The sequence below is a fragment of the Planomonospora corallina genome (assembly GCF_042650625.1).
In the GTDB taxonomy this organism is placed as follows: Bacteria; Actinomycetota; Actinomycetes; order Streptosporangiales; family Streptosporangiaceae; genus Planomonospora_B; species Planomonospora_B corallina.
In genome coordinates this window covers 1-14,395 of record NZ_JBHSBM010000012.1, presented here as the reverse complement: position 1 = coordinate 14,395, position 14,395 = coordinate 1, and the positions used below count along the sequence as shown (strand labels likewise).

Here is a 14,395-nt window from a genome sequence, read left to right as displayed (position 1 = left end):
GGCCCCCGGGCGCCGGGCCCGACGGGGCCCGGCACGGGAGGGCGGGGACGGGACGGCGGACCGATGGACGGCCGAGGACGCCGCTCCTGATCGGGGACGGCGCCGCCGGACGAGGGCGGCGCGTGCCGGATGAGGATGGATGAGGACGCCGCTCCTGATCGGGGACGGCGCCGCCGGCAGAGAGGCGGCGCCCGGAACCGGGGACGGCGCGGGTGAACGGAGAAAGGGCGGTCCCGCCTAACCGGGGCCGCCCTTTCCGCGTGCTCGTCCCTCCGCCGGACGCTCAGCTGGCGATGGCGTCCTCACGGGGATCCTCACCGGAGGGGCCCTCCTCGGAGAAGCCCGGGACCCAGCGGACGACCTCGTCGCGGAAGCGCGCGGTGGCACCGAGCTGGCAGAGCACCCCGATCCCGGCCGTGTGCACCCGGTGGATGAGGACGTAGGACACCGGGAGGTTCAGCTGGCGTACCACGTTGCCGGGCCGCAGGTCGGTGGCCGTGGCGGCCTGCGCCTGCAGCCACTCGCGGCTGAAGGTGAACTCCTCCACGGCCGTCGGCTCGACGTAGGGGGCGAGGAAGGCCCGCAGCGCCTCGGGATCCACCTCGATGTGCGGGAGGATGAAGCCCTCGTCGCGGAGGCCCCGGATGACGCTCTCCATGTCGCCCTGGTTGAAGATGCGGGTCAGCGTGCCGAAGACGGAAGGGTAACCGTCGGGCAGCCGGTTGACGGCGCCGAAGTCCAGCACGCACATCCGGCCGTCCTCGACGATCCGGAAGTTGCCGGGGTGGGGGTCGGCGTGGAGCATGCCCACCCGGGCGGGGGAGCAGAACAGGAACCGGACGAGCTGCAGCCCGGCGCGGTCGCGCTCCTCCTTGGTGCCCTCGGAGATGATCCGCGACAGGGGGAGGCCGTCCACCCACTCCGAGACCAGGATCTGCTCGTTGGCCGCGACGACGTCGGGGATCAGGAAGTCGGGGTCGTCCTTGAACTCCTGCGCGAAGGCGTGCTGCGCCTCGGCCTCCCGCAGGTAGTCGAGCTCCTCGACGATCCGCTCGCGCAGCTCCGCCAGCACGGACTTGATGTCGAGGCCGGGGAGCAGCACCCCGAAGAGCTTGCCGAGACGCGCGAGCTGGGTGAAGTCGGCGAGCAGCGCCTTGCCGGCCCCCGGGTACTGGATCTTGACGGCGACGGCCCGGCCGTCGTGCCAGACGGCCCGGTGCACCTGCCCGATGGAGGCGGCCGCGGTGGGTCTGTCATCGAACGACTGGAAGTTGTCCCGCCAGTCGTCTCCCAGCTGTTCGGCGAGGACCTTGTGGACGGTCGCGGCGGGGAGCGGCGGGGCCGCGTCCTGCAGCTTGGTCAGGGTCGCGCGGTAGGGGGAGGCGATCTCCGGCGGGAGCGCGGCCTCGAAGATGGACAGGGCCTGGCCGAGCTTCATGGCTCCGCCCTTGAGCTCGCCGAGGACCTTGAAGATCTGCTCCGCGGTCCGTTCCTGGATCTCCTGGGCGACGATCTCTGCTGACTTGCCCCCGATACGTTTTCCCAGGCCGAGGGCGGTGCGCCCGGCGAAGCCGATGGGAAGAGCCGCCAGCTTGGCGGAGCGCGTGACGGCGCGGCGCGGAAGGTCACTCACCTTGGTTTGCGGCGTGCCCCCCGTAGAGCGATCGCCGCTCCCTCCCTTCGCGGTGGTGTCTGTCAACGGCAGGTAGCCGCCGGGACCATTGTCGGCGAACCGAACTCGTTTCGGAAGCAACGACATTTAGGGTGAACGTTCCAGGATCGCTGCTTCCATCTCCAATCAGGCAATACATCCACTGTGCGGTTGGTCACAGCGGACTCCTCGCCGTCGAGGAAGGCAAGGGCGTGACCGGCCGCGAGAGCCGCCACCGCCGCCGAGAGCACCGTCCCGCAGGCCGTCTCGCCCATCGGGAAACCGCCCAGACGGGCGCTGACGACCGGCCACCCGGGGTCGCGGTCGCGCCGGGTGAGATCCATGCAGGTCAGACACGCGCTCCGCCCCGGCAGCACCAGCGGGCCCACCGACCCGGCGCCCTCGAAGGCGGTGGCCAGCAGGTGCGGGATCCCCCAGTCGACCAGATCCCGCACCAGCAGTCCGTCCAGCGGCCGCACGGGCGCGAGCACCACGAGATCCGGGCGGCGGGCCCCGTCGGAGAGATGAGCCGCCTCGCGCCCGGTCCACGCGGTGGCGGAGGGCGCCAGGCGCCTGGCCGCCGCCACCGCGCCCTCCTGCCGGCTCATTCCGGCCTCGGCGGGGGTGAGCCCTCCCGGAACCATGTCCTGGGGGCGCGCCGTCCCCGGATCGACCACGCACAGGTTGCCCACCCCGGAGGCGGTGAGCAGCGCGGCGACCTGCGCGCCCACCCGGCCCGCGCCGTACACGCGCACCTGGGCGCCGCGCCGGCGCTCCAGAACGGAGAGCCCGCCGTCGGCGGTGCCGGGGGCCAGGGAGAGCGCGTCCAGATCGGGCTGGAGCCGGTCGCGCTCGGTCAGCGTGAGCGCGCGCAGCGGACCCGGGGACGTTCCCGCGTCGTCCACCACGCCCCGCGCGACCAGCCGGTCGAGCAGGGCCAGGCCGCGCTCCTCGCCGATCCCCGCCTCGGCCGCGCCGGCCAGCACTCCGGGAAGGTCCCGGACCCCGTCGAGGCCCTCGACCCAGCGACGGACCTCGGGCTCGAGATCGGTCAGCACGACCGCGTGCCGGGGATGCACGCCGAACTGCAGGGTGCGCTCGTCACGGACGATCCGGCGGAGCGCGGGCTTCAGACGCGGCCTCATCCGCTGCCCTTCCTGGGAGAGTGGCGGGACACCGGGACCGGTGACCCGGAACGCCAGAGTGCCAGGGGCCGGCGAACTCCCGGCGTCCCCTCCCGTGTACCTGTGGAAAACTCCGCCCCGGCCGTCCTGGCTGTGGACGGCTCGCAGGCTGCGGATAGTCCTCCGGGCACGGGCGGTTCCCCGGTCGCAGGGGCTTCGCCGGCCGTAGGAGGTTCCCCGCAGCGGGCGGTCCTCCGGCGGGGACGGCCCGGACCTCGTCCACTACGATCCCGGCATGGACGAGCTCTTGGCCGATCGGCGGGACGACGGCGTCGTGGTCCTCACCCTCAACCGCCCCGACCGGCGCAACTCGATGACCGACGGGATGACCGAGCAGTGGCGGCGGACGATCGCCGGGCTGCGCCGGGACAAGGACGTGCGGTGCGTCGTCGTCACCGGGGCGGGCGGCGCGTTCTCCTCGGGAGGAGACCTGTCCTGGCTGGCCGAACGGGGTGCGGAGGACGTGCCGGCCCTGCGTGATCGCATGCTGGGGTTCTACCGGACCTGGCTGTCGATCGCGGACCTGGAGGTGCCGACCATCGCCGCGGTCAACGGCGCCGCCATCGGGGCGGGGCTCTGCTTCGCCCTCGCCTGCGATCTGGTCTACGCGGCCGAGGACGCCAAGCTGGCGGTTCCCTTCACCTCTCTCGGCCTGCACCCCGGCATGGCGGCGACCTATCTGCTGCCCAGGGCCGCCGGGATCGGCGCGGCCAGGGAGATGCTGCTGACCGGGCGGACGGTGCTCGGCGCGGAGGCCGCCGCCACGGGACTCGTCACCAGGGCCTTCCCTCGCGAGTCCCTTCTGGAGGAGGTGCTCCGGATCGCGGCGCTGACCGCGTCCAACGCCCCCGTCGCCACCCGGCTGACGAAGGCCGCCCTGGCGGGCGGCGGGCACACCGACCTCGAGGCCGCGCTCCGCTGGGAGTCGCTGGCCCAGCCGGTGACGATGGCCACCGGTGACATGCTGGAGGCGCTGACCGCCCGGCGAGAAGGCCGTTCCCCACGATTCGGGAACCCCTGAGGCGGTTGATATCCACGTTAATTCGATAAGTCACGGAGATAGCCGACCGTTCTCGCTGAACAATCCACGAACGGGGATTGACCAGCAGGAACGTCCCCTGCCCTCTGGTGGGAATTAACCATTCTCGGCTACCGTGCATAGGTGCCCCCCGAGACAGTCGAGGTCCGTCGAAGTTCTCGTCGTCGGCGGACCGTCTCCGCATACCGCGACGGCGAGAAAACGATCGTGCTGCTCCCCGACGGCCTGAGCAGGACGGACGAGGAGCAGTGGGTGCGCCGGATGCTCGACCGGCTCGCCGCCAAGGAGCAGCGAAGACGCCCCTCGGACGACGACCTGCTGGAGCGGGCCAACGAGCTGTCCGCACGCTATCTCGACGGCAGCGCACGCCCGTCGAGCGTGCGCTGGGTGGAGAACCAGCGGCACCGCTGGGGCTCGTGCACCCCCGACCACGGGACCATCAGGATCTCCTCCCGGCTGAGGGGCATGCCCGCCTGGGTGGTCGACTACGTGATCATGCATGAGCTCGTGCACCTGCTCGTGCCGAGCCACGGCCCCCGGTTCTGGACGCTGGTGGAGCGCTACCCCAGGGCCGAGCGAGCACGGGGTTTCCTGGAGGGCTTCTCCACGGCGGCCAGCGGCGCCGCGCAGGAGTGGTGACCGGAGCGGCGCCGGCCGAGGGGCGCCGGCTGGTCGCGGTCCTCGTCACGGACGCCATGGCGGCCGCCGCCCCTCCGGGCGCCGACCCCGGCGCGTTCCTGGCCGCCGTCGCCGAGGACACCTACGAACTGGCCGCCGGGCTCGACTTCGTGACGCCCGTCCTGGTCACCGGCGTGCCGGGGATGGAGGAGATCGTCTGGCCGGGCACGCCGGTCGTCGAGATCCCTCCCGGACTGTCCGGCGGAGCCCTGGTGGCGGCGGCGTTCGCCGCCCTGCCGTACGGCGGGCAGGCGGTTCTGATCAGCGGGGACGCCCCCGATCTGCCGCCACTGCTGGTCGGCAAGCTCTTCCGCGCGCTGAGCCGGGCGCAGGTCGCCGTCTGCCCGGCCGCCGGCGGCGGAGCCGTGGCGCTCGCCGCCCACCTGCCCTATCCCGAGTGGGCCCGCGCCGGGTTCGACGACCCCGACCCGGTCGCCGCCCTGCGCGCCGCGGCCCCTGGCCGCCGGACGGTCGCCACCGGTCCCGGCTGGCACCGCCTGCGCACCCCCGGCGACCTCCACCGGCTCGATCCCGGGCTGGAGGGCTGGGAGAACACCCGGGCGCTGCTGTCGGCCTGACGCCGCGGCGTCAGGACATCCCGCCGGCACCCCGCCGGACGCCCCGGCGCACCACCCGGCACGCCACGCCGCTACGGAGGGAACGGGGAGGGCCCCGACGGGCGGGCCCCCGAGGGACGCGGAGGCTCAGGACGGCAGGCGCAGGTCGGCGAAGACGGCCCGGTGGTCGGTTCCGGGCACGGTGTGCACGCTGACCGCCCGTACGGAGACCCGCCGGTCGACCAGGATGTGGTCGATGGTGATGACCGGCGGCATCCTCCGGCCGGAGGGCCAGGTGGGGACGAGCCCCTGCCCGGTGAGATCCGCCGCGTCCGCGTAGCCCCGGTCCAGCAGGCGCCGGAACGCCGCGTGGTCGAGACTGGCGTTGAAGTCGCCGGCGAGGACGCGGACCGTGCCGGAGGAGGCGGGCGGCAGGGAGTCCAGACCGGCCTCCCACTCGTCCACCTCCTCGCCGATCGGCGCGTACGGGTGCACGTCGACGATCTCGAAGGGCTCGGCGCCGGGCGGAGCGACCCGGGCGGCGGGCATGTTGTGCCCGACCGGCCGGAACAGCCCCTCCAGCGGGGTCATCGGATATCTGGAGTACAGGCCGCTGCCGCTCGCGCCCCAGTCGGCCTGGAGCACCCGGTGCGGGAACAGCTCCGCCAGCCCCGCCGCGTCCAGCCGCTCGACCATCTCCGGGGTGAGCTCCTGGGTGCTCAGCACGTCCGGCTTCAACCTCCTGACCAGGTCCATGACGGCGCCGGTGTCAGCCTGGCCGAACAGCAGGTTGACGGTCAGCACCCGCAGCGGCGTCCCGGCCCCCGCCGTCGGCTCCGCGGAACCGACGGCCCTGGGCAGCACGCTGGAGCCGAGTACGGCCGCGGCGACCAGCGCGACCGCGGTGGCCGACCGGCTGCGGGCGAGCACGCCGGTGAGCACGGGCACCAGCGAGCCCGCCGCCACGTACGGCGTCGCGCTGATGATCTGCGTGGGCAGCGAGCCCCGCTCCAGCCCGGCGACCCGGGCGACGGCCCAGACGGCGAAGGGCACGACCGCGGCCCACGCCAGGCGCCGGGGAGGACGCCACCGGCGACGTGCGGGGACGACGAGCACACCGCCGGCGCTCCCGTCGGCCGCGGTGTCCACCTCCGTGCCGCTCTGCTCCATCTGCCACCCCCCCGTGCGGGGACGACGTTATCCGAGGCCGCGTGAAACGTGTGTAAAACGGCCGGATCAGCTGGAGAACAGCGCCTGACGGGCCCGCCGCGCCAGACGGCGGGTGGCATCGTCGCTCGGCTCGGGGATCCCGTCCACCGGGAACCAGCGCAGGTCCAGAGACTCCTGGCTGATCACGGCCTCCGCCTCGGCCGGGGCGACCGCGCCGTACTCGACGTCCAGATGGTGACTGAACGGCGGGTGGCACCAGACCCGGTGCCGGTCCAGGGCCAGCGGGCCGGGCAGCAGCCGCAGCCCGGGGATCCCGGACTCCTCGGTCGCCTCCCGCAGCGCCACCTCCGCCAGCGTCAGGTCACCGGGCTCGCAGTGGCCGCCCATCGGCAGCCACATCCCCGCCTTGCCGTGCAGGGTCAGCAGCACCCGCGCACCGTCGTGGGACAGCACCGCGGTGGTGGCCGTCAGATGGCCGGGTACGCACTCGCGGTACATCCCGTCCGGGTGGGTGTGCAGGTGCTCCAGGAACTCCTTGCGGAGCAGCTCCTCGGCGTCGGTCGGCGCGCTCCACGCACCGAGCACGGCCCGGGCGTCGGCGTGCAGGGCGCCGCCCCCCGGGCCGGGGCCGGCGGCCCGCGGGCTCACTTGCCGTCGTCCTTCGAACCGTCGTCCTTCGAACCGCCGTCCTCGGTGCCGCCGTCACCGGAGTCCCGCAGGGAGGCCTCCAGGTCCGACAGGTCGAAGTCGGGCTCGCCCCGGGCGAAACGCGCCGGATCGTCGAGGTCGGCGGCGGTGGGCATCAGGTCGGGGTGGCTCCAGACCGCGTCCCGGCCGTCCGTCCCCCGGTCCGACTCCAGCGCCTTCCACAGGACCGCCGCGTCACGCAGGCGCCGCGGCCGCAGCTCCAGGCCGACGAGGGTGGCGAAGGTCTGCTCGGCGGGACCGCCGGTCGCGCGGCGGCGCCGCACCGTCTCGCCCAGGGCGGCCGCCGACGGCAGCTTGCCCGCGGCGGCGGCGTCCACCACCGTGCCGACCCACCCCTCCACCAGGGCGAGCGTCGTCTCCAGCCGGGACAGGGCGGCCTTCTGCCGCTCGGTCTCCTCCGGCTTGAGCAGGTTGCCGCCGCCGAGGACCTGCTGGAGCTGCTCGGGGTTGTTGAGGTCGAGACCGCGCAGCTGCTCCTCCAGCGCGGAGACGTCGACCGTGATGCCCCGGGCGTACTCCTCCACGGCGCCGAGCAGGTGCCCGCGCAGCCACGGCACGTGCTTGAAGAGCCGGTGGTGGGCGGCCTCCCGCAGGGCGAGGTACAGGCGGATCTCCTCGGTGGGAGTCTCCAGCCCCTGGCCGAAGGCGGCGATCCCGCCCGGCAGCAGGGCCGCGTCACCGGAGAGCGGCAGGCCGATGTCGGTGGAGCCGACCACTTCACGGGCGAGTGAGCCGAGGGCCTGGCCGATCTGCTGGCCGACCATCATCCCGCCCATCTGCTTCATCATGCCCATCAGCGGCCCGGCCATGGCCTGGGCCTCGGCCGGGAGGCCCGCGGCGCCGAGCGTGCCGCCCATGGTCTCGACCATGCGCTCGGCGATCGGGTCGCAGAGCTGCCGCCAGACGGGGACGGTCTTCTCGATCCACTCCGATCTGCTCCACGCCTGCGGCAGGCCGACCCCGCTGGGCAGCGCGGTGACCTCGTTGAGCCACAGGTCGGCGAGGTTCAGGGCGTCCACGATCTGGCGCCGCTCGCCCTCCATGACGCTCGGGTCGCCTTCGGCGGCCACGGCGTGCCGGGCGATGTTCTTCGCCATGTCCCAGTTGACGGGTCCGGAACCCTGCGGAGCGGACAGCATGTCGGCGAACTGCCGCATGGCCGCCGCGATCTGCTCCGGGTTGCCGAACATGGCGAACGGGTTCTCGTCGGGGTCGTTTTCCCGACCTGGGAAGTCAGTCACGGCTCTACCTCGTGCAGGATGGAGGAGTCCACATCCGCCACGTTATCCGTCGCGCGACGGATCAGTGCAAAGTGAGGACCTGGTGCCTACCTCGAAACGCCCGCGGACCCCGGTCGTCGCCGTCACCGGCGCGGCCTCGGGCATCGGCCGCGCGTTCCTCGCGAAGGTCGCCTCGTCTGCGGATTTCCGCAGAGTGGTGGCCATCGACGAGCAACGCGGCGACGTGCCCGGCGTCACGTGGCGGGTGATCGATGTCCGAGATCCGCTCTTGGCGAACCGGATCTCCGACATAGACGTGCTCGTCCACCTCTCGGCCGACTACGGCCTCGACTCCGACCCCGGGGAGCGGCGCGCCTACAACCTGCGCGCGGCGCAGACGGTGCTCACCGCCAGCGCCGCCGCCCGGGTGCGCCGCGTCGTGCTGGTCACCAGCGCCATGGTGTACGGCGCGGCGCCCGACAACGAGGTGCCCCTGCCGGAGGACGCCCCCGTCGCGGCCGAGTCCGACACCGGTGTGGTCGGCGACCACCTGGAGATCGAGGCGCTGGTCCGGCGCTCGCTCCGCAGCCACCCGGGGCTGGAGGTGACCGTGCTCCGCCCCGCGGCGCTGGTCGGTCCGGACGTCGACAGCGTGGTCACCCGGCACTTCGAGGCGCCCAGGCTGCTCACCGTGAAGGGCTGCAGCCCGCGCTGGCAGTTCTGCCACATCGACGACCTGGTCTCCGCGCTGGAGCTGGCCGCGCTCGGCGTGGTCTCCGGTGTGGTCGCCGTGGGCGGGGAGGGGTGGCTGGAGCAGGAGCAGGTGGAGGAGATGTCCGGCCTGCGCCGGCTGGAGCTGCCCGCCGGACTGACCTTCGGCACCGCTCAGCGCCTGCACCGGCTGGGCATCACCCCGGCTCCCGCCGCCGACCTGCACTACGTCGTCTATCCCTGGGTGGTCGACTGCGCGTCGCTCCGCGAGACGGGCTGGAAGCCGCAGTGGACCAACGAGGCGGCCCTCGCGCAGCTGCTGGAACTGCGGGAGGGCAGGCACGCGGTCGTCGGCCGCCGCCTGTCCGGCAAGGACGCCACGCTCACCGCCGCCGGCGCGACCGTCGCGGTCCTGGGCACCGCCGCGATCGTCCGCGTCGCGCGCAAGAAGCGCCGCGCCTGACCCGGAGCCCGGCTCTCCGGCGTACGCCGCCGGGGAGCCGTGAACCGCGGGGGAGGGCGGGAAGAGACGCCCGGGAGACCGGGGACGAAGGAGCGGAGAGAAAGAAGCGGAGAGCCGGATCCGGCTCGGGCCCGGAGTCCTGCTTGCCGGGAAGGTAGGCTTTCCGGCGTGGACGTCATCCGGCTGCTGGGAATTCGCGACAGCGCTCTCTCCCTGGACGAGGTGTTCGCTGCGGTGGGCGACAACGCCGCCGGAGGGACCGCGCTCTTCGTGGGGACGGTGCGAGACCAGGACCACGGCAAGCCGGTGACCCGGCTGTCCTACTCGGCGCACCCGAGCGCCGAGGAGCACCTGCACAGGGTCGCCGAGAAGGTCGCAGCCGACTTCCCGGTCACCGCGCTGGCCGCGCTGCACCGGGTGGGCGACCTGGAGCTCGGCGACATCGCGGTCATCGTGGCGGTGGCCTGCCCCCACCGGCAGGAGGCGTTCGCGGCCTGCCGCCGCCTCATCGACGACCTCAAGGACGAGGTCCCGATCTGGAAGAACCAGCTGTTCGCCGACGGCACGACCGAGTGGGTCGGAGCCTGCGAGTGAGTCCGCGCCCCCCGCACCACCGATCTCGGCCCCTCTCCGGGACCGCATAGGCTTCGTCCCATGTCACGACGTGCGCTGACCCTCATGGTGGCCGGCTTCCTCACCCTCGTGCTGGGCGTCGTCGGCACGCTCCTGCCGGTGCCCTACGTCGTGTTGAGCCCCGGACCGACCGAGAACACCATCGGCAGCGTGAAGGGCACCCCGGTGATCAACATCGAGGGGCGTCAGACCTATCCGGCCGACGGCAAGCTCAGTCTCGTCACGGTGGCCTACCAGGGCGGACCGGGCAGCAGGATCGACCTGTTCACCGCGCTGCGGGGCTGGATCGACCCGACCATCGCGGTCGTCCCGGAGGAGACGATCTTCCCTCCGGCGACCACCGCGGAGGAGGTCGAGGAGCAGAACACCCAGGAGATGAGCAACTCCCAGGACGACGCGACCGCGGCCGCCCTGAAGGAGCTGAAGATCCCCTACACCTCGGTCGTGACCGTCGCCACCACGCACGAGGACCTCCCGGCCCACGGGAGGTTCAAGGAGGGCGACGAGATCGTCTCCGTGGACGGGGTGCCCGCCACCGACCGGGAGACCGTCTCCGAGACCGTCCGCAAGCACAAAGCCGGAGAGCAGGTCGCCTTCGTCGTCAAGCGGGACGGCAAGGAGACGACCGTGAGCGTCCCCACCGCCGCGGCCGGGGACGGCACGCCCGTCGTCGGCATCTCCATGGGGATCGACTACAGGTTCCCCTTCCAGGTGCACATCAGCGTCGGCGACGTCGGCGGCCCGAGCGCCGGGATGATGTTCTCCCTCGGCATCATCGACAAGCTCACCCCCGGCTCGATGACCGGAGGCGAATCCGTCGCCGGGACCGGGACGATCACCCCCGACGGCGAGGTCGGCGCGATCGGCGGCATCCAGCAGAAGATGGTGGGGGCCAGGGAGGCGGGGGCCACCGTCTTCCTCACCCCGGTCGGCAACTGCACGGAGGCGCTCGCCGCCGTCCCCGAGGGGCTCACGCTGGTCAAGGTCGAGACCCTCCACGAGGCGGTCCGGGCGCTCGACACGGTGCGGACCGGCTCGGGCACCCTCCCCGCCTGCACGGCGGGCTGACGCGGCCGGGCACCGTCCGGCGGAGCCTGGGGCACCGGGGAGAGCCGGGAGAGCACGCAACAAATGCGGCCGGTGGGGCACTGATCCGGTGTCCCGTGCGTTAGCCGTACTGACGCCGGACTCGCGGGGGTCCCATGTCCGCTCCGTGCCGAGCGGTTGAACGCGACCGAACCCCCGCCGGTGTAGGTTTCCAGACACGGACCGTGCTCTCACGACAAGGGGTTGGCCTTGAGCTTCCGGACCCCCGGAGCCGGTAGGGCGATGCGCTTGCCCCGCCGGCCTCGACTGCTGCTTCCCGTCGCGATCGCCGTCGTCGCGATCGTGGCGTTCTTCTTCCTGTTCTCCGGTGTCTTCACCGACTACCTCTGGTACGAATCGGTGGACTACACCGGGGTGTTCTCCGGTGTGGTGGTCACGCAGATCGTGCTCTTCGTGCTGGGCACGCTGCTGATGGTCGGCATCGTGGGCGGCAACATGCTGCTGGCCTACCGGACGCGGCCGATGTTCGGCCCCGGCATGTTCGGCGGCGCCAGCGGGGCCGACCGCTACCGGATGGCCCTCGACCCGCACCGAAAGATGATCTTCCTGGTCGGCATGGCGATCCTGGCCCTGTTCACCGGATCGTCGTTCGCCGGCCAGTGGAAGACCTGGCTGGAGTTCGTCAACGCCACGCCGTTCAACGAGAACGACGCGCTGTTCGGCATGGACGTCTCGTTCTTCATGTTCACCCTTCCGTTCATCCGGATGGTGCTGAACTTCCTGTTCACCGCGGTGATCCTCTCGGCCGTCATGGCCACGATCGTGCACTACCTGTACGGGGGGTTCCGGCTCCAGTCGCCGGGCCTGCACGCCTCGCGCGCGGCCCGGGTGCACCTGTCGGTGCTGCTCGGCATCTTCGTGCTGCTGAAGGCGGTCGCCTACTGGGTCGACCGCTACGACCTGGTCTTCTCCGAGCGGGGCTTCGTGCACGGCGCCTCGTACACCGACGTCACCGCCGTGCTGCCGGCCAAGACCATCCTGGCGATCATCGCGCTGATCTGCGCCGCGCTGTTCTTCGCCGGGATCGTACGGCCCGGCGGCATGCTGCCCGGCGTCGCCTTCGGCCTCCTGGTGCTCTCCGCCATCCTGATCGGCGGGGTCTACCCGGCCCTGGTCCAGAATTTCCAGGTCAAGCCGAACGAGCAGGCGCGCGAGAAGGTCTACATCCAGCGCAACATCGAGGCGACCCGGAAGGCGTACGGCGTCAACGACGCCGAGGTCACCAACTACGCGGCGCAGGGCGACGCGAGCAAGGCCAACGTCACCGCCGACACCTCGATCTCGGGCGTGCGGCTGCTCGACCCGAACCTGATCTCCGAGACCTACGCGCAGAAGCAGCGGATCCGCGGCTTCTACGACTTCCACGACCCGCTGGACGTCGACCGCTACCCGGACGCCTCGGGCAACATGCGCGACACGGTGGTGGCGGTCCGTGAGCTGACCGGCCCACCGCCGGAGCAGAACAACTGGATCAACCGGCACCTCGTCTACACCCACGGCTACGGCTTCGTGGCCGCGCCCGGCAACGAGGTCGACAGCGAGGGCCTGCCCAACTTCACCGCCAAGGACATGCCGGTCACCGGCCCCCTGGCGGAGCGGACGGGCCTGAAGGAGTCGAGGATCTACTTCGGCGAGTCCCCGACCGCGCCGCCGTACGTCATCGTGGGCGGCGACGGCAAGAGGAACCAGGAGCTCGACCACCCCGGCAGCGGCAACACCGGCCAGCAGGACACCACCTACGCCGGCAAGGGCGGCGTGCCCGTCGGCTCGTTCTTCAACCGGATGCTCTACGCGGCCAAGTACAGCGAGATCAACCTGCTGCTCTCGGGCGACATCAACGAGAAGTCCAAGATCCTGTACGAGCGTGACCCCGCCCAGCGCGTCGCCAAGGTCGCGCCGTTCCTCAGCCTGGACAACAACGCCTACCCGGCGATCGTCGACGGCCGGGTGGTGTGGATCATCGACGCCTACACCACCTCCAACTCCTACCCCTACTCCACGAGCAAGAGCCTGGAGGAGATGACGCGGGACACGGCGACCGACCCGCGCCTGGCGGTGCAGCAGCCGCGCGACAAGATCAACTACATGCGCAACTCGGTCAAGGCCGTGGTCGACGCCTACGACGGCACCGTCCGGCTCTACGCCTGGGACGAGAAGGACCCGATCCTGCAGACCTGGCGCAAGGCGTTCCCCGGCGTCCTCAAGCCGAAGGCCGAGATGTCGCAGCAGCTGCTGCAGCACGTCCGCTACCCCGAGGCGCTGTTCAAGGTCCAGCGCGACGTGCTGTCCCGCTACCACATCACCGATCCGAACGCCTTCTACGGCGGCCAGGACTTCTGGAACGTCCCCGACGACCCGTCGTCGGACGAGCGCAACGTCAAGCAGCCGCCGTACTACCTGTCGGTCAAGATGCCGGGGGCGGCCGCTCCGTCGTTCTCGCTGACCACGACGTTCGTGCCGCGTCGAGGTCCCAACCTCGCCGCGTTCATGGCGGTGGACGCCACACCGGGAGAGAACTACGGGAAGCTGCGCATCCTGCGCATGCCGTCCAACACCACGATCCCCGGCCCGGGCCAGGTGCAGAACAACTTCCGGAACAAGTTCTCCGGGGAGCTCAACCTGCTCAACATCGGCGGGGCGAAGGTCCGCTACGGCAACCTGCTGACCCTGCCGTTCGCCGACGGGCTGGTCTACGTCGAGCCGGTCTACGTGGAGACGGCGCCGGGCCCCGGACAGGAGCCGTACCCGATCCTCCGCCGGGTCCTGGTGGGCTACGGGGACAAGTTCGGTTTCGCGGGCACGCTCGAGGAGGCGTTGAAGCAGGTCTTCGGCGAGGGCACGCAGATGCCGGCCCAGCCGGGGGAGGACAAGCCGGAGACTCCGCAGGAGGGCACCGAGCAGCCGCCTCCCGCCACCACCGAGCTGGCCAAGGCGATCGACGAGGCGCAGTCCGCCTACGACGCGGCCCAGGCCGCGCTGGCGAAGAACCCGCCGGACTGGCAGGCCTACGGCGAGGCGCAGAAGCGCCTGGACGCGGCGCTGAAGAAGCTCGAGGGGACCGCTCCCACCGGGGGCCCGGCTCCGGGGGCGACGCCGACCCCCACGGGTAGTCCTTCGCCGTCGCCGACGGCGTCTCCGACCGCGTCTCCGACGGTGACGGCCACACCGTCACCCACGTCGTCGTAGGGCCGCCGCCCTCCGATTCGCTTCCACTCCCGCGACAGGGTAGTCTTCAGACACACCGACGCGGGGTGGAGCAGTTCGGTAGCTCGCT

Annotated in this window: 12 protein-coding genes; 7 read left to right on the top strand and 5 right to left on the bottom strand. The window is 71.9% G+C overall.

From position 1 onward, the window contains the following. Positions 1 to 283: 283 nt before the first annotated feature. The gene (locus ACFOWE_RS08045; RefSeq protein WP_377286485.1) at positions 284 to 1,633 is read right to left on the bottom strand and encodes an ABC1 kinase family protein; all 1,350 of its coding nucleotides are present in this window, start codon (positions 1,631 to 1,633) and stop codon (positions 284 to 286) included. 62 nt (positions 1,634 to 1,695) lie between these two features. Continuing rightward, the gene (locus tag ACFOWE_RS08040; protein WP_377286484.1) at positions 1,696 to 2,796 is read right to left on the bottom strand and encodes a ThiF family adenylyltransferase; all 1,101 of its coding nucleotides are present in this window, start codon (positions 2,794 to 2,796) and stop codon (positions 1,696 to 1,698) included. Between the two features lie 274 nt (positions 2,797 to 3,070). Here ACFOWE_RS08040 and ACFOWE_RS08035 point away from each other — a divergent pair, with 274 nt between their 5' ends. The 3 genes from ACFOWE_RS08035 (at position 3,071) to ACFOWE_RS08025 (ending at position 5,130) form a co-directional block, all read left to right on the top strand. Continuing rightward, a complete protein-coding gene (locus ACFOWE_RS08035; RefSeq protein ID WP_377286483.1) occupies positions 3,071 to 3,856 on the top strand; it encodes an enoyl-CoA hydratase/isomerase family protein in 786 nt (261 codons plus the stop codon). A 141-nt stretch (positions 3,857 to 3,997) separates the two neighbouring features. Further along, positions 3,998 to 4,513, top strand: coding sequence for a M48 metallopeptidase family protein (locus ACFOWE_RS08030; protein WP_377286482.1), 516 nt, complete (start codon positions 3,998 to 4,000; stop codon positions 4,511 to 4,513). Then, complete coding sequence (locus tag ACFOWE_RS08025) at positions 4,510 to 5,130, top strand: hypothetical protein (protein WP_377286481.1); 621 nt, start codon at positions 4,510 to 4,512, stop codon at positions 5,128 to 5,130. The genes ACFOWE_RS08030 and ACFOWE_RS08025 overlap by 4 nt, the downstream gene beginning before the upstream one ends. Before the next feature lie 126 nt (positions 5,131 to 5,256). Here ACFOWE_RS08025 and ACFOWE_RS08020 read toward each other — a convergent pair whose 3' ends face one another. From ACFOWE_RS08020 to ACFOWE_RS08010, 3 genes are all read right to left on the bottom strand, one after another. Further along, complete coding sequence (locus ACFOWE_RS08020; RefSeq protein WP_377286480.1) at positions 5,257 to 6,279, bottom strand: endonuclease/exonuclease/phosphatase family protein; 1,023 nt, start codon at positions 6,277 to 6,279, stop codon at positions 5,257 to 5,259. A gap of 66 nt (positions 6,280 to 6,345) precedes the next feature. Beyond that, positions 6,346 to 6,927: an NUDIX hydrolase gene (locus ACFOWE_RS08015; RefSeq protein WP_377286478.1), complete on the bottom strand. Its 582-nt coding sequence runs from the start codon at positions 6,925 to 6,927 to the stop codon at positions 6,346 to 6,348. Then, complete coding sequence (locus ACFOWE_RS08010; RefSeq protein ID WP_377286477.1) at positions 6,924 to 8,228, bottom strand: zinc-dependent metalloprotease; 1,305 nt, start codon at positions 8,226 to 8,228, stop codon at positions 6,924 to 6,926. Before ACFOWE_RS08010 ends, ACFOWE_RS08015 begins: the two co-directional genes overlap by 4 nt. 79 nt (positions 8,229 to 8,307) lie before the next feature. Here ACFOWE_RS08010 and ACFOWE_RS08005 point away from each other — a divergent pair, with 79 nt between their 5' ends. From ACFOWE_RS08005 to ACFOWE_RS07990, 4 genes are all read left to right on the top strand, one after another. Continuing rightward, positions 8,308 to 9,381, top strand: a complete 1,074-nt coding sequence (locus ACFOWE_RS08005; protein WP_377286785.1) for an NAD-dependent epimerase/dehydratase family protein — start codon at positions 8,308 to 8,310, stop codon at positions 9,379 to 9,381. A 168-nt stretch (positions 9,382 to 9,549) separates the two neighbouring features. Then, positions 9,550 to 9,975, top strand: a complete 426-nt coding sequence (locus ACFOWE_RS08000; RefSeq protein ID WP_377286476.1) for a molybdenum cofactor biosynthesis protein MoaE — start codon at positions 9,550 to 9,552, stop codon at positions 9,973 to 9,975. Positions 9,976 to 10,035: 60 nt separating this feature from the next. After that, a complete protein-coding gene (locus tag ACFOWE_RS07995; RefSeq protein ID WP_377286475.1) occupies positions 10,036 to 11,082 on the top strand; it encodes a YlbL family protein in 1,047 nt (348 codons plus the stop codon). A 261-nt stretch (positions 11,083 to 11,343) separates the two neighbouring features. After that, positions 11,344 to 14,307, top strand: coding sequence for a UPF0182 family membrane protein (locus ACFOWE_RS07990; RefSeq protein WP_377286474.1), 2,964 nt, complete (start codon positions 11,344 to 11,346; stop codon positions 14,305 to 14,307). Positions 14,308 to 14,395: the final 88 nt, after the last annotated feature.